We start from the raw sequence: 24,183 nt of genomic DNA, 5'->3' as shown, positions 1-24,183 counted from the left end.
GGGAGTTGGGGGGCTCATGCGGGGGCGCGTGCCGTTGGTGGTCAAACGTGCGTTCAGCCAGCCCATGCTGCTGCTGGCCGCCTTCGGCTCCATCCTGCTGGCCACCACCACGCTGGTGGCCCTGACCATGTACGCCTCGTCGATCGCCCAGGTCGGCGTGCGGCGCACGATGGAGACCGCCTCCGTGCGCACGGTCGCCGCCACCGTCAGCGGCCCGGTCACCGCCGAGACGTTCGCCCAGCGCGACGCCACCGTCAGGGCGCAGGTCGCCAAGGTGTACCAGGGCGTGCCCGCCCAGGTGACGACCGCACTGCGCTCCGACTCCTACGTGCTGCCCGGCCAGGAACAGCGCAAGACGCCCGAACTCCTGCGTTTCGCCTCCTACCAGCAGCTCGACCGCAACGCACGGCTCACCGACGGCGCCTGGCCGGGCCCCGCGCAGGGACGCGTCGTGCAGGCCGCGATCTCGATGTCGACGGCCGCCTCGCTCGGTCTCGGCACCGGCCAGGTCATCACGACCGAGGCCAGGATCGACCGCGCGCCCGTCCAGGTGAAGATCACCGGCGTCTTCCAGCTCAACGACCCCGGCGCCGACCGGTGGGACGGCGAACAGCTGCTCACGCGGGGCGTCGAGGTCGGCAACTTCACCACCTACGGCCCGCTCGTCGTGCCGCAGGACACCTTCGTCGAGCGCTTCGCCAGCAATGTCACCGCCACCTGGCTGGCCGTACCCGACCTGCGCACGCTCTCCCCCGAACGGCTGCGGCCCTTCGCCCGGGGGGTCGGCGAGCTCAAGGACGACCTGCGGGCCGCCGGATGCGTCAACTGCTCGGCGTCCAGCCGTCTGCCCGAGATGCTCACGCAGCTGTCCACGGCCTCGCTGGTGGCCCGTTCGACCATGCTCATCCCGGTGCTGCAACTGCTGCTGCTGGCCGCCTACGCGTTGATGCTGACCGCCAGGCTGCTGGCCGACCATCGGCGCATGGAGGTGGCGCTGCTGCGCTCACGCGGCGCCGGAACCGTCCGGCTGGTGGCGCTGGCCGGGGGCGAGGCCCTGCTGGTCGCGCTGCCGTGCGCGCTCGTCGCGCCGTTCCTCGGGCCGCCACTGCTGCGCCTGGTCGCCTCCATCCCGTGGATCGAGTCGACAGGGGTACGGCTGACGCCCTCCGTCGAGGCGAGCACGTTCGCCGTCTCGGTCGCGGTGGCCGTGGCCTCGGCCGTGCTGCTCGCGCTTCCCGCCCTGAGCGGCGCCCGCCGTACCTATGTCGAGGAGCAGTCGGCGCGTGGGCGCAGCGGGGGCAGGGGGCTGATCCAGCGTGCGGGGGCCGACCTGGCGCTGCTCGTGGTGGCGGGGCTGGCGATCTGGCAGCTGCGGCACTACGGGGCGCCGGTCACCGCGACGGCCACCGGGGCGCTCGGCATCGATCCGCTGATCATCTCGGGTCCGGCGCTCGCGCTGCTGTGCGGCGGCATGCTCGGGCTGCGGCTGGTGCCACGGATCTCGGCGCTGGCGGAGAAGATCACCTCACGGCGCACGTCGCTGGCTCCCGCGCTCGGCGCGTGGCAGGTCAGCCGCAGGCCGCTCAGGTACGCGGGGCCCGCGCTGCTGCTCACGATGGCGGTCGCGATCGGCGTGGTGTCCATCGCCACCGCCGCCACCTGGCGCTCCTCGCAGGCCGACCAGGCCAGGCACCAGGCCGGGGCCGACCTGCGCGTCTCGGGCCCGCCCGACGGCCCCGAACTCGGCGTGTTCGGCCGGGGCACGGCGTTCGCGGCGCTGCCCGGCGTGCGGGAGGCGGCCCCGGCCTTCAGGGGGCAGGCCGAGCTCGGCGGGGCCGACGTCACCCTGCTCGGGCTCGACGCCGATCGCATGCCCGGCCTGTTCGCCCTGCGGGCCGATCTGTCGGACGACCCGGTCGCCACGATGGCCCAGCGGCTCGGCGCGGCCAGGCCCTCGATCGTGGCCGTTCCCGTGCCCGGCGAGCCGGACGCGCTCGTCCTCGACGTCAGGGTCGAGGCGCCCGCGGCGCAGGCCGGGACGTACACGAACCTGCCCGTGCGGATGACGCTCTCCGACGCGCTCGGCGTGTGGCGTGAGATCGTCGTCGGGCCGCTCAAGCTCGGCGCCAACCAGGTGCGCGTCGACCTCAAGGCGCTGGCCGGCCGCAGCGGCACGCTGTCCTACCCGCTGAGCCTGCGCGGCTTCACCGTGACCGTGCCACCGGGTACGGCGAGCGTCGGGGTGAGCGTGGACCGCGTCGCCGCCGACGGCCGCGACCTGGCGCTCCCGCAGGGCGTGCGGTGGGCGGCGGGGACGCGGGGCGCAACGCCCGAGATCAGTGCGACGGGCGCGATGTTCACCCTGAAGGCGCCGCCCCCCGAGGCGGGCGCCGACGGCGACGCACGGCCGTACGTGGTGCTTCCCGCACCCCAGGAGATCGACGACCAGGCCCTGTTCGCGCCGCCGCGCAGCGCCGGGGCCGGGATCTTCAAGCCGCTGCCCGTCGTGCTCACCGCCGAACTCGCCACCGAGCTCAAGCTCGTCACCGGCCAGGTCGCGCCGATCAGCATGGACCGCAGGACGATCGAGGTCAGGGTCGCGGGCATCGTCGAGCGCATGCCGACGACCACCCCCGACCGGCCCGCCCTGCTCGTCGACTGGGACACGCTGCAGGGCCGGGCGCTCGCCTCGGCCACACTGCCGCAGCCCGCGACCGAATGGTGGATGAGCACCGGCGGCGGCGACACCTCGGCCGCGCTCAAGGCGCTCGCCGCCAAGCCGGAGTGGGCCACGACCGCCGTCGACCTGCCTGGCCTGACCGCCAAGCTGCGCGACGACCCGCTGGCCAGCGGGCTGCAGGGCGCGCTCGTGCTCGGGTTCCTGTCCGCGCTGGTGTTCGCCGCGCTCGGCTTCCTGGTCAACGCGGCCGTCGCGGCGCGCGAGCGGCTGGGCGAGTTCGTGATCCTTCGGGCGCTCGGGGTGAGCTTCCGTCAGGTGTTCGGGCTGCTGGCGATCGAGCAGACGTTCATCATCGGCCTCTCGCTCGTCTCCGGCACCGTGCTCGCCCTCGTCGTCGGGACGCTGGTGGTGCCGCACATCGTGCTCACCGGGCAGGCCGCGGCCGTCACGCCGTCGGTGCTGCTCGACATCCCCTGGCCGGCCACGCTGCTCATGCTCGCCGTCGTGGCCGTCCTGCTGTTCGCGATCGTCGCCGCGCTGGCGAGGAACCTGCGCAGGCGTGGCCTCGGCCAGGTGCTGCGCATCGGGGAGGACCAGTGAAGACCCTGCTGCTGGCCCGGGTGCACCTCGGCGCCGTGGCCGTGCTGGCCGCGCTCACCCTCAGCGCGTGCCTGCTCGTCGCGGGCATGCCGCGCGCGTTGCAGGGCTCCTACGACCAGGCGCTGCGCGACTCGATCGGCACGGCCAAGGCCGACGCCCGCGACCTGTCGATCACCTACGAGTCGCGCGGCGACGACCTGCGCGAGACGCGCCAGTTCACCGAGCGCGACGCGTTGTTCCGCAAGAACCTGCCGCCCCGGCTCGCCGCCGTCGTACGGCCATCGGGCGGCACCACGCACCAGAGCGCCAAGACCTTCCAGACACCCGCCAACGACCGGGGCATGCAGTACATCAACATGGCCTGGCTGTCGGACGCCGACTCCAGGGTGCGCTGGGTCAAGGGCAGGGCGCCGGGCGCGCCGCAGCGGGGCCCCGTGCCCGGCCGTCCCGACGTCGGCGTCGTGCCGATCTTCGAGGTGGGCGTGGTCGAGCAGGCCGTCGGCATGATGGGCCTGGACGTCGGCACGCTGGCCGTGGTCGGCAACACGCGTTTCGCCGCCGTCAAGGTCACCGGTGTGTTCAAGGTCGACGACGAGGCCGACCCGTACTGGGACCACCACCGCGACATCACCAAGGTCAATATCGTCACCGTGCCCGGCAGCCCCGAGCAGGAGACGCACATCACGGCGCTGATCCCCTCGGCCGGGCTGTCCATGCTCAGCGGGGCCGACCGCAACCTCGTCTACAGCTGGGTGCTGAGCGTCGACGCGGCCAAGGCGGACGCGCTCGACGTGCCGGGCGTGATCAGGTCGCTGGCCGACTACGGGCGCGTGGTGTCGCTGCAGCCGGCCGACGCCTCCACCTACCGGCTGCAGACCGGGCTGCCGCAGCTGCTCGGCACCTTCCTCGGGGAGCTGTCGACCGCGCAGACGGTGATGTACCTCGTGCTCGGCGGTCTGCTGATCGTCGCGCTCGGTGTCATCGTGCTGGCGGTGCAGCTGCTGGCCGAGCGGCTCGACCCGGCCCTGGCGCTCATGCGGGCGCGCGGCGGGTCGCTGGCGCGGGTGGCCGGGACCGGCACCGCGCTGGTCGCGCTCGTCACCGCGCCCGCAGCGCTCGCCGGCTACGCCCTGTCGGGGCTGGTGCCCGGCCCTGCCGTGCTGATCGTGCATCTCGCGCCCGTGCTGGTGTTCCTCACCGCCGTCGCCTTCACCGCGGCTCGGCTCGCGCACACCCATCGCTCGCCCGTGACCGAACGGCGTGACGACGTGGTCAGGGCGCGGCCGTCGGCCAAGCGCGTCACGCTGGAGGTCGTGGTAGTCGGGCTGGCGCTCGGCGGGGCCTACCTGCTGCGCACCCGGGGGCTCACCACCGAGGTACGCACGCAGGGGCAGGACCCGTTCCTGCTGCTGGTGCCGATCGCCCTGACCGTGGCCGCCGCGCTCGTCACCCTGCGCCTGTATCCCTATCCGCTGCGGGCCATGCTCGGGCTCGCCGCGCGGCGCAGGCCCGCCGTGCCGTTCCTGGGGCTCACGCTCGCCGCCAGGGCCAAGTCGTTCACCGTGCTGCCGGTGCTGGTGCTGCTGCCCGCGCTCGCCGTCTCGGTGTTCGCGGCGATCATCTCGGGTGGCATCGCGCAGACGCAGGAGCGCGCCGCGTGGGAGAAGGTCGGCGCGCCGATCAGGGTCGTCAGCGAGGCCACCATCGCCCCCGAGGCCATCGCACGCCTGCGGAGCACGCCCGGCGTCGAGCACGTCGTGACCGCCCAGGTCGGGCAGGCGCAGATCGGGCTCGGCGGCAGGAGGACCGCCATCATCGCGGTCGACCTGGCCGACTACCAGAGCATCCTCGACGACGGGCCGCTCGTCCTGCCGCCGCCGCCGAAGGGGCCCGGGATCCCCGCGCTGTTCTCCCGCGACCTGCGCGGCCTGGACACGCTGGAGATCGGCTGGTTCCGCCGGATGACGCTGACGCCGACCGGCATCGTCGAACGGGTGCCCGGCCTGTTCACCGAGGGCAACTTCGTCGTCGTGCCGCTGGATGCGCCCGCCAGGTCCGGCTCGTGGCTGCAGGTGAACACCCTGCTGGTCAAGGGCGACGCCTCGGCCGGGGCGATCAAGGCGGCGATCGGGCTGCCCGGGGTCACCGTGACCTCGCAGGCGTCCGCCCTGGCCGCGATCAAGGACAGGCCGCTCACCGGGACCATCCAGACGACGCTCCTCATCGTGACGATCGCCCTGGCCGGGTACGCGCTCGTCGCGGTCGTCCTGGCCCTGGTGATCAGCGCGGACGACCGGGCGAAGGCGCTGTCGTTCCTGCGTACGCTGGGGCTGTCCGCAGGTCAGGCGCAACGGCTCACGGTGCTGGAGGTGTCTCCGATGATCATCATCACGGCGCTGGCCGGGCTGCTGCTCGGGGTCGGCCTCCCGCTCGCGCTCGGGCCCGGCGTCGATCTCAGTTCGTACGGGGGCGGCATGGCGGTGGGTGAGCTCACGCCCGATCTGACCGTGCCCGTCGTGCTGGCCGCCGGGCTGGCGGCCGTGGCCGTGCTCGGGGCCTACGCGCACACCGCCGTGAGCCGGCGTCGCAGGCTCGGGTCGGTGTTGCGGGTGGGTGACTGACATGGGTGGAGCGAGTGGCCCGGGTGGCACGTCGTTGTGGATCGCGTTGTGGATCGCGTTGTGGATCGAAGGAACACAGGAGGCTCAGTGAATCCGACCCTGTCCGAGCTGGAGGCGCAGGCCACCCAGGAGAAGGCTGCCTTCGGACATGACGCTCATATCGTGTGCGACAACCTGGTGCGCATCTACAAGACCGAAGGCGTCGAGGTCGTCGCGCTCCAGGGCCTCGACCTGCTCATCCAGAAGGGCGAACTGGTCGCCATCGTCGGCGCCTCCGGCTCAGGCAAGTCCACCCTGCTGAACGTCCTGTCCGGCCTGGACGTGCCCACCGCGGGCCTGGCCAAGGTGGCGGGCACCGACCTGCTGGCGATGACCGCGCGCGATCGGCTCCGGTACCGGCGTGAGGTGGTCGGCTTCATCTGGCAGCAGACCGGGCGCAACCTGCTGCCCTACCTCAACGCCCGCGAGAACGTCGAACTGCCGATGAAGCTGGCGGGCAAGCCCCGCAAGGGACGGGCGCTCGAACTGCTCGAACTGCTCGGCGTCGGCTACTGCGCCGGGCGGCGGCCGTCGGAGATGTCGGGCGGCGAGCAGCAGCGCGTGGCCATCGCCGTCGCGCTGTCGAACTCCCCCCAGCTCATCCTGGCCGACGAGCCCACCGGCGAACTCGACAGCGAGACGTCGGAGGAGGTGTTCGAGGCGCTGCGCCGGGCCAACCGCGAACTCGGTGTCACGGTCGTGATCGTCACGCACGACGCCCTGGTCTCGGAGCAGGTCGACCGGACCATCGGCATCCGCGACGGCCGTACCAGCAGCGAGACGCTGCGCCGCGAGGGCGCCGAAGGCGAGATCATCGCCGAGGAGTACGCCGTGCTCGACCGGGTCGGGCGGCTGCAGCTCCCCCGCGACTTCATGAACGCCCTGGAGATGGAGCGCCGCGTGCGCCTCGAACTCGAATCCGACCACATCGGCGTGTGGCCGGCCCGGGAGGAACCCGCTGATGAGCAGTGAGCCGTTGGTCGTCGTCGAGGGCCTGCGCAAGGTGTACCGCACCGGCCCCAAGGAGGTCGTCGCGCTGCGGGAGGTGACGTTCTCCGCCTACCCCGGCGAACTCATCGCGATCAGGGGCAGGTCGGGGTCCGGCAAGACCACCCTGCTGAACCAGATCGGCGGCCTCGACCGTCCCGACAGCGGGCGCGTCGTCGTGGCGGGCCAGGAGGTCACCGCACTGCCCGAGGAGGGGTTGCTGGCGCTCAGGCGCGACGTCGTGGGGTTCGTGTTCCAGTCGTTCGGCCTCATTCCCGTCCTTTCGGCCGCCGAGAACGTCGGCGTGCCCATGCGGCTGTCCCGTACGCCGTCCGCCGAACGCGACAAGCGCGTCCGCATGCTGCTGTCGCTGGTCGGCCTCGAACAGCACGTCAACCAACGGCCGTACGAACTGTCCGGAGGGCAGCGGCAGCGTGTGGCGATCGCACGGTCCTTGGCGAACCGGCCTCGGTTGCTGGTCGCGGACGAGCCCACCGGGCAGCTGGACTCGCAGACCGGGCGGCAGATCATGCAGCTGATCCGGGCGTTGGTGCGTAGTGAGGGGGTTACGGCGCTTGTTGCCACGCATGATCCGTCTTTGATCACGCTGGCTGATCGGGTGCTGGAGATCAGCGATGGGATCTTGCATGAGGCGGCGGTTGTGGGGGGGTAGGGGGGCTTGGGTGCTTTTGGTGGCACCTTGGGACTTGGAGCCTGGGGCTTATGTCTTGGTGCCTGAGGCTTGGATCCTGGCGCTTGGGGCTTGGCGCCTGACGCTTGAGGCTTGAGGCTTGGGGCCAAGGGCTTGGAGGATGATTGGCGGGGCGCTTTTCGGTGGCGTCTTATGGGGTCTGTGCTGGTCTGGCTGACGGGGGCTCGCCCCTGTGGGCGCGCATTTGCCGGGGGTGCGCGGGCTTCTGGTGGAGCTTTGGGTGGAGCGTCTGGGATGAGCCGATCCTTCACCCAGAGTCTGGGGCCCCGCCCCTCTGCGCCGCCGGACACTCCCACAGTGGCTGCACGCCTACAATCACCACCGCGGTCACACCGCACTCGGCGGCCAGCCACCCAGTCGTGTTCCTAACCTCTCAGGACAGAACAGCCAGTCGAGGCGGGTGTGGCTAGTCGAGGATGTGGAGGAGGTCGCGGAGGAGGTCGGCCAGGCGGGCGCGGTCCTGCTCCGGCATGGCGGCGAGTACGTCGTGCTGATCGACCAGTCCCGCGGCGACGGCGTCGTCGATCACGCGCAGCCCCTCAGGTGTGAGGCCGACCCGCAACGCCCTGCGATCCCCGGGATCCTGCTCCCGTGTGACCAGCCCTGCACGCTCCAGCCTGTCGAGCCGCCCCGTCATACCGCCCGATGTCAGCATCAGGCTCTCCGTCATGGCCTTGGGCGACAGGACGTGCGGCGCACCGGCTCGACGCAGGGTGGCGAGGACATCGAACTCCCCCCGCCCCAGCCCGAACCGCCCGTAGATCGTCTCCATCCGATCGCCCATCAACCGCGAGATCCGGTAGATGCGCCCGAAGAGCGCCATCGGATCAGGCTCCAGATCCGGCCGCTCCACACGCCACTGCTCAACGATGCGATCCACCGCGTCCTCCGTCATACCCATCACCCTACCGGGAAAGCTTGACACTAAATAGCTTAGTGCTAAGTTAATTACTAACGAGCTACCTGGCCACCCAGCCTTCCCCGCACCGCCGTACCTCACCCCGCCCAGCACCTCCCACCCGAAAGGCACCACAATGCGACCCGCCTTGATCCTCGCCACCGCCGCCGCCCCCACCGTCTGGGGTACGACATACCTGGTAACGACCGAGTTCCTCCCACCCGATCGCCCCCTCCTCACCGCCTTGCTCCGCGTACTCCCAGCCGGGCTTCTCCTGCTGGCCGTGACCCGCCTGCTCCCCCGCAACGACTGGTGGTGGCGAGCCGCGGTCCTGGGCGCGTTGAACATCGGCATGTTCATGCCTTTGCTCTTCCTTTCGGCCTATCGCCTGCCGGGAGGCGTCGCTGCGGTGCTCGGCGGGATCCAGCCGCTCATCGTCGCCGGCCTGACCCGAGCCGTGCTCCACGAGCGTGTGGCCGTACACCGTGTGATCGCCGGAATCGTCGCCTCCATCGGCGTCAGCCTGGTGGTCCTGCGGGCCAATGCCGCCCTCGACGCATTGGGAGTGTTCGCCGGGCTGCTGGCCGGAGTCGGCATGGCGTCGGGCATCGTACTCACCAGGGCATGGGGCAAGCCGCAGGGCGTGTCCGACCTCGCGCTGACCGGCTGGCAGCTGACGGCGGGCGGCCTGCTGATCGCCCCGCTCGCCTTGATCATCGAGGGCCCTCCCCCGGCCATGGACGCCGCGGCCGTGGGCGGGTACCTCTGGCTCGGCCTGGTCGGCACGGCCGCCGCCTACACGCTGTGGTTCCGCGGCATCTCGCGCCTGCCCGCCGTACAGGTCTCGCTTCTCGGCACGCTCAGCCCCCTGACCGCAGCGGTGCTCGGCTGGGTCGTGCTCGACCAGTCCATGGGCGCACTGCAGTTCGCCGGATTCGTCCTCGCGCTGGCGGCGACCGTGGTGGGCCAGCTGACGTTCACGCGGCAGCGCCCTTCGACTCCTTCACCCGTACGTCAGGCAGTGCGATAACCGCCAAACTCGCCACAACCACCAGCACGGCCGCAACGGACAACGGCCACGCCGTACCCACCACACCGGCCAGCGGCGCCGCCACCGCCAACCCCAACGGCCTCGCCGCGAACGAGATCAGCGAATCGAACGACCGTACCCGCCCGATCGTCTCCTCAGGCACCCGATTCTGCACCACGGTCTCCCACAACGGACTGAGCAGTCCAAGCCCGAACATCGCCACGAAGTACGCCCCCGCCACCACTCCAAGCGCCCCCGGTACGGCCAGCGCCCCCAACGGCAGTCCGTACAGCGCGGCCCCCACGGCCACCACCACCAGCGGCCGCCGAATCGGCAACCTCGGCGCGGCGAACACCCCCATCACCAGCCCAACCGTCCCACTCTGCATGATGACCACCCAGGCGGCCTCACCCCCCATCCCCGTGACCGCGATCAACGGGCCCAAGGTCAGGAACATGCCCGCCGCGAAGTGCCACACCCCATGCCCCAGCACACTCACCAGGAACCACGGCCGCCGCCGTACCTCCTCCCAGCCCTCCCCCAATTCCCGCCCAACCCCACCAAGCCCCCACCGTCCCGCCCGCTTCACATCCGCCCGCGCATGTCCGCCCTCGACCGCGGAACCTCCCCGGCCCGAATTCCCCGCCGCCCCCACAGCCCCAGCTCCCGCCTTCACCCCCTGAAGCGCACCGGATACGACCGCACCAGCACCAGCGCCAACACGCCCCGCCAGCACTCGCCCCCCACCATGCGCAGCCACCGTACGCACCCCGCCCAGGGTCAAGGCCGAGCACACGAACAGCGCAGCCGTCAGCAACGACGCCCAGCCCGGGCTCGCCGCCAGCGCCACCGCCCCGGCCAGCGCGGGAGCCGCCACGGCCGACAGGCTGGTCGCCACCCCGATCCGCGAGTTCACCCGCAACCGCTCCCCCGCGGGCGCCACCGCGATCACCAACCGGGGCACGGCAGGCGTACCGAATGCGATCGCCACACCCGTCACCCCCGCCAGCACCGCAAGATCGGCGATCCGGGCCACCCCCAGCACCAGCAGTACGCCGATCGACGCCTGCGCCCCCGCCCGCACCAGGTCGGCGACCAGCGACACCCGCTCGGGCGCGAAACGGTCAGCCAGCACCCCGCCCACCGGCAGCAACAACAGCAGCGGCACCAACTCCGCGGCCAGCACGATCCCAAGATCAGCCGCCGACCCGGTAGCCCTGAGCACGGCAAGGGTGAGCGTGGTGGGCACGAGCGCGGTGGCGAGAGCCGACAGCGACCGCCCGAGAACGAGGCGAAGAATCACCAGGCGAATGTATTTCGTTGGCTAATCTTTCGTCAACTAAATACTCGCCGACGTATCGTCGTACCCGGCCCTGGCATACTGGCTCGATGGAGGACTCCGTAGATCGCCACCTGGCCCTTTGGCGCGGCAAAGCCCCCTTCGACGAACGCGTCGAGGCGATCGTCACGCGGATGCAGTACCTGGTGAAGCACCTGCGTACGACCAAAGAGGCGGCGCTCGCACAGGTGGGCATGCAGGACTTCGAGTTCGAGACCCTCCATCATCTGGCCGCCCGAGGCGCCCCCTGGCAGGCCACCCCGTCCGAACTCGCCACCGAACTCCGCCTGTCCCCCGCCGGAATGACCGGCCGCCTGGACACCCTCGAACGCGCCGGCCTGATCCGCCGCCTCCGCAGCGACACCGACCGCCGCCGCGTGGACGTCGAACTCACCCCCAAAGGCCACGACCTCTGGATGGCCGCCATGGACATCCGAGCCGACGTGGAACACGCCCTCCTCACCCCCCTCACCCCCGCCGAACAAGACACCCTCTCCGCCCTCCTCAAACGCCTCCTCCTCACCACCGAACCCCAAGACCCCCCAACCTCAACCCCATAGCCACAAGCACACCGCGAGAACCTAAGGCGAGACGATCCGCCAAACGGGACGATCCAGAAGCACTAGCAACCGCCCCACCTCGCGCCACGACGAGCAGCCACAACATCCCAACCCAACAACGGGAGACCGGCAGGCACAGAACACCAGAAACAGAACGGTCAGCCAAAAACCGAACAAACGGCCAGAAACAGAACAGACGATAAGAATCGGAACAAACGACCGAGGACCGAAAACTCGCCGGCCTCCCCGACCCGAGGCCTCAAGAACTACCGGCCCCCGACCCGAGGCCCAAGAACTACCGCCCGTTCCGGCTCCCCACGATCGTCTGCACGGCATGCTCCAACGCATACCCCGGGTCAGCACCGCCCCCCTTGACCTGCTCGTCCGCAACGGCCACCGCCTGCAACGCCCGCGACAACCCCTCGGGCCCCCACCCATTGAGCTGCCGCCGTACGCGATCGACCTTCCACGGCGGCATCCCCAAATGGGACGCCAACTGCCCACCCCGCAGATTGCGCGGCGCTCCCCCGACCTTGGCCAGCGAACGCAACCCCCCGGCCAATGCGCTCACCAGCAGTACAGGCGCAACCCCGGTCCCCATCGCCCACCGCAACTGCTCCAGCGCATCCCCCAGCCTGCCTTCGATCGCCGAGTCCGCCACCGTGAACCCGCTGATCTCCGCCCGCCCCTTGTGATACCGGGCAACGGCCGCGAGATCGATCGTCTTCTCCTGCGTGTCGAACACCAGCTGGCTGCACGCGGCCGCCAACTCCCGCAGATCATTGCCAACGGCGTCCAGCAGGGCCTGAGCGGCGTCTCCCGCGATCCCACGCCCCGCCCGCTTGACCTCGCTCTTGACGAACTCAAGCCGTTCGGCGGGCTTCGTCAGCTTGGTCACGGTGACCAGCGAAGCGCCCGTCTTCTTGATCCCGTCGACCAGCGCCTTCCCCTTCACCCCTCCCGGATGAACGAGGATCAGCACCAGATCATCCGAAGGCTGCTTCGCATACGCCACAACCTCGGCGATGACATCCTTGCCCAGATCCTGAGCCGATCGAATCACCACAACCGACCGATCCCCGAACAACGACGGCGAAGCGAGCCGCGTCAACTCCCCCATTTCGACCTTCGACCCCACCAGGTCCTGCGTCTCCGCCTCGGGATCAACCGCCCGCGCGGCCGCCACCACGAGCGATACCGCCCGTTCCGCCAGAAGCTCCTCGTCGCCGACAACGAGCGTCACAAGTGCGGGTTCGCTAGCCATGCCGTGCAGCATGCCACGACACCCCCTCCCCACGAGAACCCAATCCCCATCTCCACCCCTCACAAGCTCCCCTCGCCCTGAGCTCCCTCCCTGATCCGCCCCACTCACACCCCACACCCGCACGGCCCCAATGCCCCTCAGACGCCCAACGCCACCCACGCGTCAACGACACCTACGCATGCGCTCCCATCGCCCCGCCGACGCTTCCCGCCACCTCACAGCCCTGACCGCCCTTCCGCCCCCTCCATGCCTCGCCCCCACTCCTCACCGCCCCTCCCCACTCACCCCCCGTGACAGAACGGCCAGCCCACCAGCCCTCGCCCCCCGCTCCACAACCGCGAGATCACCCCCTTGATCGGTACGGTGAACCCGAGCGCCAAGCCAATACAGCCGCGCCAACGTCGCCGGAGCCGGATGTCCGTACGAGTTGCCCGCCCCGACGCTGATCAACGCCGCCCTCGCCCCGACCGCCGCCAGGAACCCGGCGTCCTGCCGAGCCGCCCCATGATGCGGCACCTTGAGGACATCCACCCGAGGCACCCCCCTACGCACCAAATCCGCCTGCGCCTCGGTCTCCACATCCCCACTGAGCAAGGCCGATCCCGTACGCCAGCGTGCATGCAGCACAACACTGGAATTGTTCACATCCGCCCCGTCCCCCGGCCCTCGCGGCACCGGCCCTCCGACCCCGACCGGCGCCAGCACAGTCACCTCGGTAGGTCCGTACACCCAGCGCATCCCGCCCACCGCCTCCCATACCGGCACCCCACGCCGCCTCAACTCCCCCGCCACCCGCCCGCCTTCCCCTCCAGGCGTCCCCGCCACCAGCGCCGCCCCGACCCGACGCCCCCGGAACAGTCCGGCCAGACCTCCCACATGATCAGCATGCGGATGAGTGAGCACGAGCAGCGGCACATCACGCACTCCAAGCCGCCGCAAACACCGATCCACCGAAACCGTGTCAGGCCCGACATCGACCACCACACCTCGCCCCGGCCCAGCCGCGAGGACGATCGCATCCCCCTGCCCTACGTCACACACCACCATCACCCAACGACCAGGCGGCCAAGCGCTCACGAACGGCACCACACCAACCGCCGCAACCAGCGCCCCCGCCCCGACAGCCAACACAGCACGCCCAAGGAACCGCCGAGAAAGCGGCAGGACGACACGAGTCGCCCCCGCCCCCGCCTCCTCGTCCCCGCGCACGGACCGGCGATACGCCCGATAGACCGCCACCACCGTGCACAAGGCGAGCAGCACCAACCCCAACACCCCGCCAGGCCAACGCAACGTACCCATCGGCACGGCTGCGGCATGCTCGGCCACAACGATGATCCAGCCAACCGCGTACCCGGCAGGCAGTACGAGCAGCCGGGCCACCTCCAGAAACGCCGGAGCCACCAGCGCCGCCCCGAACCCCAGCACCGTGGCGGGCGCGACAGCCGGCCCCGCCAGCAGGTTCGCCGGAACGGCGATCGGCGAAAGCTCGCCCACCATGAGTACGAGCACCGGCGTCACAGCAGCCTGAGCCGCAGCCGGGATCGCGATGGCCTCGGCGGCCCAACGAGGCATACGCCTCGCCAGACTGTCCCGCCACCGAGGCGCAAGCAGCAAGATCCCCGCCGTCGCCGCCACCGAAAGCGCGAACCCATACGACCGAGCCAACCCAGGATCGAACAACACCAACACCAGCACAGCCACCCCAAGCGCCGCGACCCCGTCCTTCGCCCGCCCACTCCCCAGAGCCACCGCCCCGACCAGCCCCATCACCAGCGCCCGCAACACACTCGGCGACGGCCTGGCCACAATCGCAAACCCGATCATGGCCACCGCAGCCAGTACGGCACGCGCCCCCAGCGGCACACCCGCCAGCCGCGACAACGCGAGCGCGGCCCCAGCCACAATGGCCAGATTCGCCCCACTCACAGCCGTCAGATGACTGAGCCCCGCATCCTTGAAGTCAGCCGTAACCTGGGCCTCCATCCGCGACACGTCCCCCGCCACCAGCCCCGGCAACAGCCCCCGCTGATCGGCAGGCAGCACATCAGCCGCCTCCCGAAGCCCCTCCCGCAACTCCCCCGCCACCGCCTGTACCGCCGTCGGCCCCGAAAGCACCTGCGGCGCCCCCCGCACGAACATCACGGCAGCCACCAACTCCCCCTGCTCCCCCGGCCCGAGCCTGCCGTACACCTGGAGCCTCTGACTCGGCAACAAGGACCGCCAGGCCGGACCGGACCCGAACACAGTGATCGGTACGCGTACGGCTTGACGCGCGATCGAGGCGTGGCCCGGCCGGACGTACATCTCCAGGCGTGCTGGGACGACGAAGCGCTCCTGCTGCTGGACGCCCTCGACTGACCTGAGGCGCTTGGGATCGTCGGTCAGGACGATCTCGCCGGATATCTGGGCACGCGTCGCAGCCAGGCTGGGGACGGGACCGGTCGTAACGGCCAAAACGTGGAACGCCACCGAAGCAGCCGCCGCTGCACCACAGACGAACATGGCGGTGAGCGCGCTACGCATCTGACCGGCCTGCGATAGCGCGGCTGTCGTCCGATGGAGGCGCGATCGCGCGAACGCGGACAGGCTGCTTGCCGTGGGAAGTCTACGAGCGATCGGGAGGAGTTGGGGTTGGTGATCAGGCGTTGCGCCGGATTGCGGTTGGTGAGCGTGCGGGGAATGGGTTTGCGCGGATTGGGCCGCAGCCTGTTGAGGGTGAGCGAGTTGGTCGTCCTCGGCTGGCGCGCGTGTTGGTTCTTGTGGCGAGGCTTGGCGCCGTACTGCTGAGGCCGACGCATGCCCGATTCGTGACGGTTGGCCTCTGCGAATTGCCAGGGCGACGGCGGCCAAGGCTTGGAGAAGGGCCGCCCCAACGATGATTAGGACCGGAGCGCCGAGCAGGACAAGAGCATTGGCCCAAACCATGAAAGCTGGTGGTACGAGAGTCCACGTATGGGAACGCTTCAGCACCTCGCTACCGGGCTCCACGGCTGGGTCCTTCCTGGTCGAAGGGAAGAGGGTCGGGGCTGGAGGCCCGGCGCCGAGAGCGCAGGGATTGGCGAAGTCCCGGGATAGAGGGCAGACAGCGGCGGAGCACATGAGGGCGGGAACAGGAAGTGAGGGCACTCGGGAGAACCGTCTACAGGGAGCAGGGAGCAGGCAGAAGGAAGGCGGAGGGAGGGCGGGAGAGATGCGGGGGACCGAGGTGGAGGGCGGGGCTAGATGCGGACTTTGGATTTGAGGTCTTCGTACTTTTTGGGGCCGATGCCGGATACCTCGCGGAGTTGTTCGATGGTGCGGAAGCCGCCGTGAGTGGCGCGGTGTTCGGCGATTCGGGCGGCTAGGACTTCGCCTACGCCGGGGAGTTGTTCGAGTTGGGCCGGGGTGGCTGTGTTGAGGTCGAGTGGCTCTGTCGGGGTTGTGGAGGTTGGGTCTCCGGAGGATGTGACGGGGGCGGCGTAGCCGGGAGTGCCTACGACGATTTGTTCGCCGTCGATCAGTTTTCTGGCCAGGTTTACGGAATTGGTTGATGCGCCTGGTCGCGGGCCGCCTGCTGCTTGTACGGCGTCCGTTACGCGTGAGCCGGTGGGGAGTTCGTAGACGCCTGGCTTGCGTACCTTGCCGGCTACATGGACTGTCAGACGTGGTGGGGTCGATGTGGTGATTGGCTGATTTTGGTTGGGGGCGGCGGCTGTTGTGGACGGGAAGGTGGTGGCGATTGGCTGTTGAGGGAGTAGAGGGACGGGTTCCGGCTGGGAGCGCCATGCGTAGATGGCTGCGGCGACAGCCGCCAGTACGCCAAGGGCGATGAGGACGCGTACTCCGCCTGAACGGCCGCCGTTTGGGGATGACACGCCCGATTCGACCGCCGCTTTGAAGGCCGTGAAGGAGGAGAGGGCGGATGCTTGTGGTGAGGGGGCGGCTGGAGATTGGCCGGCGCGGGGCCGGTCGCCGGTCAGCCGTTCCTCCGTACACGGCCTGTCTGTGAATTGGCCGTCCATGGGCTGCCCGTCCTTGGGCTGGCTGTTCATGAGCTGGCCGTCAGTGAGCTGGCGTTCCACATGTTGCCTGTTGGCGAGCTGCTGATCGTTGGGCACCCAGTCCTCGGAAGGCCAATCCGCAGGCGACCACACGTGAGGAGACCGACCGGGAGGCGACTGATCGGCTGAAGCCTGGTCGTATGAGGAGTCGCCGTGCGAGGGGGCGTCGTGCAATGCCTGGTCGTAGACGACCTGGCCAGGCGACACAAGGTCATGTGGGGCGAGACCGTGCGGCACCAAGTCGTGTGAGGCGAACCCGTGTGGGCCAAGGTCGTGTGAGGCGAGGCCTTGCGGGCCGAGGTCGGATGGGGCGAGAGCGGGGAGGGCGAACGCGGGCGGCAAGGGGCCATGCGGGGTGGGGTTGAATGGCGCGAGGTCCGGTGGGGAGAGTGCGTCGAAGGGTTGGGGATCGGGCGGCTGGGCGTCAGGTGTCCAGGGTCCAGGAGGCAGGCCATGTGGCTGGTGGTATGGGTGGCGGCGTGGCGAGTGGGGGTCCTGCCGGGTGGGAGGTGAGTAGTGAGGGTCGTTGAAAGGGGATGGCTCGGGGAAGCCTTGGTCGGCTTGCCAGTCTTGGGCCTCGTCGGGCTCCGAGGCGGCGTACAGCTCGACAGGTATGTACGAGGTGTGTGGGTTGGGCGGGCCGGGCCGAGTGCGCGGATCGTGAAGGGTGTCGGACGTGGGCGTATGGAGGTGGAGGGGTAGCCCTTCGGGACTGTGAGAGGCCGCTCTGTCGTCTACGAAGGACGGAACGGACAAGGGCTGGCTGGTGTCGTGGTTCGAGGAGTAAGGAGGCGGAGAGGGTGGGGAGGTAGTTCTGCCTTGAAGCGTCTGGCGGAGGGGCGGTGAGGGAGCGGTTCCGGTGGAGGGCCTGTGGCGGAGGGATGGCGAGAGGGTGGTTTCGGTATGGGGCGCATGGTGGAGGGGCGGCGAGGGGGCGGGGGTCCAAGCCGTCATGGTGAGGCGGCGTAGGCGGGATTCCGCTATGGCTCGCTCTGTTGGTTGGGGGTTGCTCCGCACGTCGGTCAACGTACGGGGCGGCTGGTGGGCCTGAAGAGGGCGAACGTGGTTCTGGGGATGGCGGCCGGCATCGCGTTATGGGGTGTGGATCGGCGCTTCGTTCGCGCTTCTGAGGATGACGGCGGCGTCGCTTTGTGGAGTGTGGATGGGTGCCTTGTGCGTATCTCTGGGAGTGACGGCGGCCATTGCGCGGGGGTGTGGATGGGCGCCGCGTTCCTACCCTGGGAGTGACGGCCGACATCGCGATGCGGGATGCGGATCGGCGCCTCGTTCCTACCTCGGGGAGTGACCGCCGGACGACGGCTATGCGGGTGTGATGGGCGATTCGTTCCGGTCGAAGGCCATACGCCCACAGCACACCGCGGCCATTCGAGGACTCCATCGTCGGCGGAACTCCGCCCCGCCCAAGGAACGCAACCACGACCAAACAGCACCGCAACTGGCCGCACAAGGTTCCACAAGCCACCCACAAAGCAGCAGCTGCACAGATCGAAGTGGGCGATCAACCGCGACACTTCCAGGCCGAAGGCCTCCAATCGGCACCACTCCGCCGTAGTTCGTCCGGGTGGGGGCCGAAGCCGCCGCGGACTCGCCCCAAAAGGCGACGGACTGCGCCGGTTGATGGGCACGTGGCCGGGGTTGGGCGGTAGACGGGCGGCGGTGTGCCTGGCCTCGGGGTGGTCGTCGGTTCACCTGGTTGAGCCGTGGGTTCACGCGGTTGAATCGTGGGCTCGCACGGCTGAGTCATGGGCTCGCACGGCTGAGCCGTGAGTTCACATGGTTGAGTCGGCCAGGGTTCCGCGGCGAAGGGTGGGAGTCGTTGTGAAAGCTAGATGCGCTCCGCGACGGAGTCGCCTCGGCATCACCCTCCAGCAGGCGCGATCGTCACCCCGAGCATCCCCGGCCCCACGTGGGCTCCGATGACCGCCCCCACCTCCACCACCAGCAACTCCCCCACCTCGCCGACTTTCCCCACCCGCTGCCCCACCCGCTCCGCCAGCGCCTCGGCCCGGCCGGGTGACGCCAGATGCTGTACCGCCACATCCACGACACCGTCGACGCGCTCTGCCGCCTGGACTGCCAGATCCTCGAGACGGGCGATGGCCCGGGACGACGTCCGTACCTTCTCCAGAGGGACGATGCTTCCGCCTTCGATGTGCAGCAGCGGTTTGATCATCAGGGCGGAGCCCAGCAGGGTGGCGGCTGCGCCGATGCGGCCGCCGCGGCGGAGGTACTCCAAGGTGTCGACGTAGAAGTAGCTGCGCATGCCGGACATGCACGTACGCGCGGCGGCGGCGACCTGCGACAGGGGGCTGCCGTGTTGGGCGGCGCGGGCGGCGGCGATGACGGGGAAGCCCAGGCCCATGGCGATCGAGCGGCTGTCGATCACTTCGACGGGGATGAGGGCGTCGGCGGCGGCCGTACGGGCGGAGTCGGCTGTGCCGGAGAGTTCGGCGGACAGGTGCAGGGAGAGGACGCCCACGCTGCCTGCGGCGGCTGCGGCCTCGTAGGCGTCGGCGAAGCGCTGGGGGGCGGGGCGTGAGGTGGTGATGGGTGACCAGTCGCCGAGGGCGTCGAAGACGGTGTTCGCGTCGAGTGTGACGTCGTCGTGGGGCTTGCCGCCGACGATCACCTGGAGGGGGACCACGGTGATGCCCAGAGCGGACACTAGGGACGGCGGAAGATAGGCCGTCGAGTCCGTGATGATGGCGACGGATGGCGACATGTACGGAGGCTACCCACTTGGGGGATGTTTCCAGCTATCCAAGGCCGATCATCTCGATCCGGGCCACCCGAGGCCATCAACTCCATCCGGGCCATCCGGGGTCACGTCCACGGTGCCGATCATCTCGCCCCAGCCCGTCCGAAGCCGACCATCTCGACCCGGCCCACCCAAAGCCGATCATCTCTTCGCCCCACACCAGGACAACTCACCCAAAGCCAGGACAACGAGACAGCCCGCCCCACCAAGCACGCCCCCAAAGCCCCGCCAAAACACACACTTCAACCCCAGCCCACCACCAACCGAAGAAGCCCAACAAGAAAACCCCCAGCAAGCCGCAGCACCCCTCACCCCTCACACCTCAGCCTAAAGCCGCCCGCCGCACAACACAGGCCGCAACAACCAAGAAAGCCACCCCACAGCCGCCAGCCGCCCCCAAAAGCCCCCAAGGCAGGCAGGCAAACGCCCCAGCCAACCCCGGGAGCCCCCAGAGCCTCCAGGACCCCCGACCTACTGCACAGGCGTCCCGCCGCGCCAAACCCGGCGAGGCTTCAACCCGAACGACCAAGCGAACGCGCCTTCGTGATCCGCGTCCCACTGCACGATGTCCGCCAACCGTCCGGGCGCGAGCACGCCGCGGTCAGGCGCCCCGAGTACGGTCGCACCGCCGAGTGTCGCCGCCCGGAGCGCGTCGTTGACGCTCATCCCGAACGCCGCGACGGCCAGCGAGATCACCAGCGACATCGACGTGATCCCGCAGTGGCCGGGATTGTGGTCGCTGCCGAGCGCGACCGTCACGCCTTGCGACAGCATGCGCCGCACAGGAGGAAGGCTGCCGCGCTGCATGGCCGTGGCGGGACACACGACGGCAGGTACGCCGTAGCGCGACAGGATCGCGATGTCCTCGTCGGAGGTCTTGTGCAGCAGGTCGGCCGACGCGCAGCCGAGCTCGGCGGCGAGTTGTACGGCTCCGCGGCGGCTGTAGGCGCCGGCGTGGACGCGTGGGAGCAGGCCGACGTTGCGGCCGGAGGCGAGGACCCAGCGTGATTCCTCGGTCGTGAAGTGGCCCTCGTCGCAGTACACGTCGACGCTGTCGGCGCCCGCAGCGGCGGCGTCGGCGCACCATGCGCCCACGGCCTCGACGTAGTCGCGCTGCCGGCCGAAGTACTCCGGAGGCACGACGTGGGCCGCGAGGAACGTGACGTGCACGCGCGGCATCATCGGCTCCTTCTCCAGCTCGCGCAGGAGACGCACGTCGGACAGCTCGCCGTCTCGCGTGAGGTGGTAGCCGGTCTTGGCCTCGACGGTCGTGGTGCCGCTGAGCAGCCAGGCGCGAAGCCGTTCGCGCACGCCGTTGCACAGGGTCCACGGGTCGGTGCCGCGGGTCACGGTCACCGTCGAGCCGATGCCGCCGCCCGCAGCGGTGATCGCGGACGAGCTGGAGCCGCCCGAGCGCATGGCCATCTCGGCATAGCGGTTGCCCGCGTAGACCGGATGGGTGTGGGCGTCGATGAGGCCGGGCGTGACGAGTGCGCCGCCGAGGTTCTCCACGTGGTCGACGTCGACGATGTCGTCGACGACGCCGGGAACGCTCTGCGGCAGGTCGGCGGCGCGGCCGACCCACGCGATGCGGTCGTTGTGCACGAGGATGGCGGCATTGCTGCAGACGTCGTTGCCGGTCCACAGACGGCCGATGTTGGTGAGCAGCCGAACGGTCATCGCACCACCTCCCCAAGAGCGCGCAGCGCCCACGGCACGGCTGGCGCCGCGCCCAAGGGGTCCGCTCCGGGTCCGGACGACATTGGGGGGTCTCCTGCTCTCATGCGCGAGATGACCTTGTCGCCGGGCTCATGATGATCCGGCGATTTCAGTTCAGTTACGTTATTTCACAGGTCGGCTCGGTGTACAGGCTTATTGCGAAGAAAGCCCACTGATCACACTCGGCACGCGACCCCCATCGGGGTCCCGCCCGTCTGCCCGCTGAAGCCATCATTCAAACCCACGCCATTAGTTCGTAAGGCCTGGCTTATCCTAGCAATCACAAGGATGAAGGACCACTGTCGTTTTTGTCGCCGAATGCGAATTCCGCTGCAAGTTTCGCAGCAACGAGCGCCCGCATCGAGCACAACGGCGCATCATGCCCCCGGCCTGCGTATACATCACAACGATCACCGATGCCCCGGAAATGGCAATGTGCGAACCCACTACAGTGAGTCCACACATTGACACTCTGGGTTACTGTTATGCCATTTCCACCGGCTTGGCGACCTTCTCCAAATCGTGCAGAAGTGAAGGCAGAACACGGGCGTGCAGCACGGTGCCGTCCTCGGTGTGGTCGATGGAGAGCACCTCGGCCTCCTTGTGCGCACGCGAGATCAGGTCGCCCCTGTCGTAGGGCACCAGCAGCCGCACCTCGTGGTCCAGCCTCGGCAGCTCGCGCTCGATCAGCGCCAGCAACTCCTCGATGCCGGCGCCCGTGCGGGCGGAGACCACGATGGAGTTGCGCTCGCGCCGGGTGATCCGGTCGATCACATCGGGGTCGGCCGCGTCGGCCTTGTTGACCACGATCACCTCGGGCACGTCGGAGGCGCCCTCGATGTCGGCGAACACCTCGCGCACCGCGGCCAGCTGGCCTTCGGGGTCGGGGTGCGAGCCGTCGACGACGTGCAGGATCAGGTCGGCGTCGGCGACCTCCTCCAGCGTCGAGCGGAACGCCTCCACGAGCTGGTGCGGCAGGTGCCTGACGAAACCGACGGTGTCGGCGATCGTGAACAGCCTGCCCTCCGGCGTGCGCGCCCTGCGCACGGTCGGGTCGAGGGTGGCGAACAGGGCGTCCTCGACCAGCACGCCCGCGCCGGTGACGCGGTTGAGCAGCGAGGACTTGCCCGCGTTGGTGTATCCGGCGATGGCGACCGCGGGGATCTCGCGCTGGTGCCGCTGGGCGCGCTTGGTCTCGCGTGAGGTCGACATCTCGGCGATCTGACGCCTGAGCTTGGCCATGCGCTCGCGGATGCGGCGGCGGTCCAGCTCGATCTTGGTCTCACCGGGGCCTCGGCCGCCGATGCCGACGCCGCCCGCCGCCCGGCCGCCGACCTGGCGCGACAGGTTGCCGCCCCAGCCGCGCAGACGCGGCAGAAGGTACTGCAGCTGGGCCAGCTCGACCTGGGCCTTGCCCTCGCGGCTCTTGGCGTGCTGGGCGAAGATGTCGAGGATCAGCGCGGTGCGGTCGATCACCTTGACCTTGACCAGCTCTTCGAGCTGACGCAGCTGACCAGGGGTCAGCTCGCCGTCGCAGATCACGGTGTCGGCGCCGGTCGACTCGACCACGTCGCGCAGCTCCAGCGCCTTGCCCGAGCCGATGTAGGTGGCCGGGTCGGGCTTCTGGCGCCGCTGGATGAGGCCTTCGAGGACCTCCGAGCCCGCGGTCTCGGCGAGCAGCTTGAGTTCGAGCAGCGAGTTGTCGGCGTCGGTCGCCGTACCTGAGGTCCAGACGCCGACGAGGACGACCCGCTCCAGCCGCAGCTGGCGGTACTCGACCTCGGTGACGTCCTGGAGCTCGGTGGACAGACCGGCCACGCGCCGCAGGGCCTGGCGCTCCTCCAGGTCCATCTCGCCGGTGTCGGGGGCGCCTTCGAGGTCGTCCCACTGCCGGGCGGAGTCACGGGTGAAGCGAGTACGGGAGTCGTTGTGCATTCGTGTCATCTCTTGTAGGCAACGTCTGGACACCGTGGTGTCTTCCCCGATGGTGACATGACATCCCACCGGGGTTCACCTGGTTATGCCCGCCGATCACGCATCGGCACACCGTCGAACAGGCAGCACGTTCACACCGCCGAGCCCCGGAAAGCCCTGAGACCCCCGTCACCCGCGCCCGGCTCGTCGTTCAGGTCACCCTCAACCAGGCAGCACGTCCACGTCGCCCGAACCCGTGGAGATCGTCACCTTGTTGGGCGCGCCCGGCTGGTCCTTCACCCTCAACCAGGCAGCACGTCCACGTCGCCCGAGCCCGTGGAGATCGTCACCTTGTTGGGCGCGCCCGGCTGGTCGGTCACCTTGATGTCGCTGCGGCCCGAGCCGGTGTCGCTGGTGACGTCGTAGGGGCCCTGCGGGAGCCGTACCTCGGCGTCGCCCGAGCCGGTCTCGATCTCGACGCTGCGGGGGACGCCCGAGTACCTCAGCTTGACGTGGCCGGAGCCGCTCTCGGCGAAGACCTTGGGCGAGGTCAGCGAGCCGGCCTCGATGTCGCCGGAGCCGGAGGAGGCCTCGACGTCGCCCGACAACGAGCGCAGGGTGATGTCGCCGGAGCCGGAGTCGGCCTTGACGCGCAGCCCGGCGGGCACCTCGACCCGGTAGTTGACCCCGCAGCTGCCGAACCTCTTGGGGCAGTCGTAGCGCAGGGTCAGCGTCGAGCCGTCGACCTTGTGCTCGGTCCTGGGCCGGTCGCCGCGCCAGTAGAGCGTCTCGACGACGCGCACGGTGGTGGACGCCGACTGGGTGACGACGACGTCGCCGGCCTCCGCGAACACCTGCATGAGGTCGACGCGGTCGGACACCTCGTAGGTGACGGTGTCCTCCTGGGTCGGGCCACCGATGCCGGCCAGACCGCATCCCGTCAGCAGGGCGCACGAGCCGAGGGCCGCGAGGGCGGCCACGACGTTCTTCGTCTTCAT

Annotated in this window: 15 protein-coding genes; 6 read left to right on the top strand and 9 right to left on the bottom strand. The window is 69.7% G+C overall.

All coding sequences use genetic code 11. The annotated features are described in order from the left end of the window. Window positions 1–16: 16 nt before the first annotated feature. From ACTWNK_RS12505 to ACTWNK_RS12490, 4 genes are all read left to right on the top strand, one after another. Window positions 17–3,280, top strand: coding sequence for an ABC transporter permease (locus ACTWNK_RS12505; RefSeq protein WP_474304076.1), 3,264 nt, complete (start codon window positions 17–19; stop codon window positions 3,278–3,280). Continuing rightward, a complete protein-coding gene (locus ACTWNK_RS12500; RefSeq protein WP_474304075.1) occupies window positions 3,277–5,901 on the top strand; it encodes a hypothetical protein in 2,625 nt (874 codons plus the stop codon). The genes ACTWNK_RS12505 and ACTWNK_RS12500 overlap by 4 nt, the downstream gene beginning before the upstream one ends. Window positions 5,902–5,988: 87 nt before the next feature. Further along, entirely contained in the window at window positions 5,989–6,912 is a 924-nt protein-coding gene (locus ACTWNK_RS12495) for an ABC transporter ATP-binding protein (protein WP_474304074.1), read from the top strand. Next, complete coding sequence (locus tag ACTWNK_RS12490; protein WP_474304073.1) at window positions 6,902–7,600, top strand: ABC transporter ATP-binding protein; 699 nt, start codon at window positions 6,902–6,904, stop codon at window positions 7,598–7,600. Before ACTWNK_RS12495 ends, ACTWNK_RS12490 begins: the two co-directional genes overlap by 11 nt. 445 nt (window positions 7,601–8,045) lie before the next feature. On the opposite strand, the gene ACTWNK_RS12485 is transcribed toward ACTWNK_RS12490, so the two are convergent. Further along, window positions 8,046–8,534 (bottom strand): MarR family winged helix-turn-helix transcriptional regulator, encoded by a 489-nt coding sequence (locus ACTWNK_RS12485; protein WP_474304072.1) that lies wholly within the window; start codon window positions 8,532–8,534, stop codon window positions 8,046–8,048. 139 nt (window positions 8,535–8,673) lie between these two features. On the opposite strand from ACTWNK_RS12485, the gene ACTWNK_RS12480 reads away from it, so the two are divergent. Further along, on the top strand, window positions 8,674–9,567 hold the full coding sequence (locus ACTWNK_RS12480; protein ID WP_474304071.1) for an EamA family transporter: 894 nt from the start codon (window positions 8,674–8,676) through the stop codon (window positions 9,565–9,567). Here ACTWNK_RS12480 and ACTWNK_RS12475 read toward each other — a convergent pair. Then, a complete protein-coding gene (locus ACTWNK_RS12475) occupies window positions 9,515–10,870 on the bottom strand; it encodes an MFS transporter (RefSeq protein WP_474304070.1) in 1,356 nt (451 codons plus the stop codon). The genes ACTWNK_RS12480 and ACTWNK_RS12475 overlap by 53 nt on opposite strands. Before the next feature lie 86 nt (window positions 10,871–10,956). Here ACTWNK_RS12475 and ACTWNK_RS12470 point away from each other — a divergent pair, with 86 nt between their 5' ends. Then, the gene (locus ACTWNK_RS12470; protein ID WP_474304069.1) at window positions 10,957–11,466 is read left to right on the top strand and encodes a MarR family winged helix-turn-helix transcriptional regulator; all 510 of its coding nucleotides are present in this window, start codon (window positions 10,957–10,959) and stop codon (window positions 11,464–11,466) included. 295 nt (window positions 11,467–11,761) lie between these two features. On the opposite strand, the gene holA is transcribed toward ACTWNK_RS12470, so the two are convergent. The 7 genes from holA to ACTWNK_RS12435 form a co-directional block, all read right to left on the bottom strand. Continuing rightward, window positions 11,762–12,742 (bottom strand): DNA polymerase III subunit delta, encoded by a 981-nt coding sequence (holA, locus tag ACTWNK_RS12465; RefSeq protein WP_474304068.1) that lies wholly within the window; start codon window positions 12,740–12,742, stop codon window positions 11,762–11,764. Between the two features lie 252 nt (window positions 12,743–12,994). Further along, window positions 12,995–15,256 carry a ComEC/Rec2 family competence protein gene (locus tag ACTWNK_RS12460; RefSeq protein ID WP_474304067.1) on the bottom strand — a complete coding sequence of 754 codons (2,262 nt, stop codon included), beginning with the start codon at window positions 15,254–15,256 and terminating at the stop codon, window positions 12,995–12,997. 695 nt (window positions 15,257–15,951) lie between these two features. Continuing rightward, the gene (locus ACTWNK_RS12455; protein ID WP_474304066.1) at window positions 15,952–16,830 is read right to left on the bottom strand and encodes a ComEA family DNA-binding protein; all 879 of its coding nucleotides are present in this window, start codon (window positions 16,828–16,830) and stop codon (window positions 15,952–15,954) included. A gap of 1,822 nt (window positions 16,831–18,652) precedes the next feature. Continuing rightward, window positions 18,653–19,516 (bottom strand): DegV family protein, encoded by an 864-nt coding sequence (locus ACTWNK_RS12450; protein ID WP_474304065.1) that lies wholly within the window; start codon window positions 19,514–19,516, stop codon window positions 18,653–18,655. Window positions 19,517–20,023: 507 nt separating this feature from the next. Further along, a complete protein-coding gene (gene hutI / locus ACTWNK_RS12445; protein WP_474304064.1) occupies window positions 20,024–21,232 on the bottom strand; it encodes an imidazolonepropionase in 1,209 nt (402 codons plus the stop codon). A gap of 522 nt (window positions 21,233–21,754) precedes the next feature. Then, entirely contained in the window at window positions 21,755–23,206 is a 1,452-nt protein-coding gene (gene hflX, locus ACTWNK_RS12440; RefSeq protein ID WP_474310898.1) for a GTPase HflX, read from the bottom strand. Between the two features lie 281 nt (window positions 23,207–23,487). After that, the gene (locus ACTWNK_RS12435) at window positions 23,488–24,183 is read right to left on the bottom strand and encodes a DUF4097 family beta strand repeat-containing protein (protein ID WP_474304063.1); all 696 of its coding nucleotides are present in this window, start codon (window positions 24,181–24,183) and stop codon (window positions 23,488–23,490) included.

Source organism: Nonomuraea sp. IBHARD001 (assembly GCF_056106265.1).
This window is presented reverse-complemented; position numbering and strand designations above follow the sequence as displayed.

Coding starts and splice junctions, on each gene's coding strand:
- ACTWNK_RS12505 (WP_474304076.1), top strand. CDS start 17: ATGCGGGGGCGCGTGCCGTTGGTGGTCAAACGTGCGTTCAGCCAGCCC.
- ACTWNK_RS12490 (WP_474304073.1), top strand. CDS start 6,902: ATGAGCAGTGAGCCGTTGGTCGTCGTCGAGGGCCTGCGCAAGGTGTAC.
- ACTWNK_RS12485 (WP_474304072.1), bottom strand. CDS start 8,534: ATGACGGAGGACGCGGTGGATCGCATCGTTGAGCAGTGGCGTGTGGAG.
- ACTWNK_RS12480 (WP_474304071.1), top strand. CDS start 8,674: ATGCGACCCGCCTTGATCCTCGCCACCGCCGCCGCCCCCACCGTCTGG.
- ACTWNK_RS12470 (WP_474304069.1), top strand. CDS start 10,957: ATGGAGGACTCCGTAGATCGCCACCTGGCCCTTTGGCGCGGCAAAGCC.
- holA (WP_474304068.1), bottom strand. CDS start 12,742: ATGCTGCACGGCATGGCTAGCGAACCCGCACTTGTGACGCTCGTTGTC.
- ACTWNK_RS12460 (WP_474304067.1), bottom strand. CDS start 15,256: ATGCGTAGCGCGCTCACCGCCATGTTCGTCTGTGGTGCAGCGGCGGCT.
- ACTWNK_RS12450 (WP_474304065.1), bottom strand. CDS start 19,516: ATGTCGCCATCCGTCGCCATCATCACGGACTCGACGGCCTATCTTCCG.
- hutI (WP_474304064.1), bottom strand. CDS start 21,232: ATGACCGTTCGGCTGCTCACCAACATCGGCCGTCTGTGGACCGGCAAC.
- hflX (WP_474310898.1), bottom strand. CDS start 23,206: ATGCACAACGACTCCCGTACTCGCTTCACCCGTGACTCCGCCCGGCAG.
- ACTWNK_RS12435 (WP_474304063.1), bottom strand. CDS start 24,183: ATGAAGACGAAGAACGTCGTGGCCGCCCTCGCGGCCCTCGGCTCGTGC.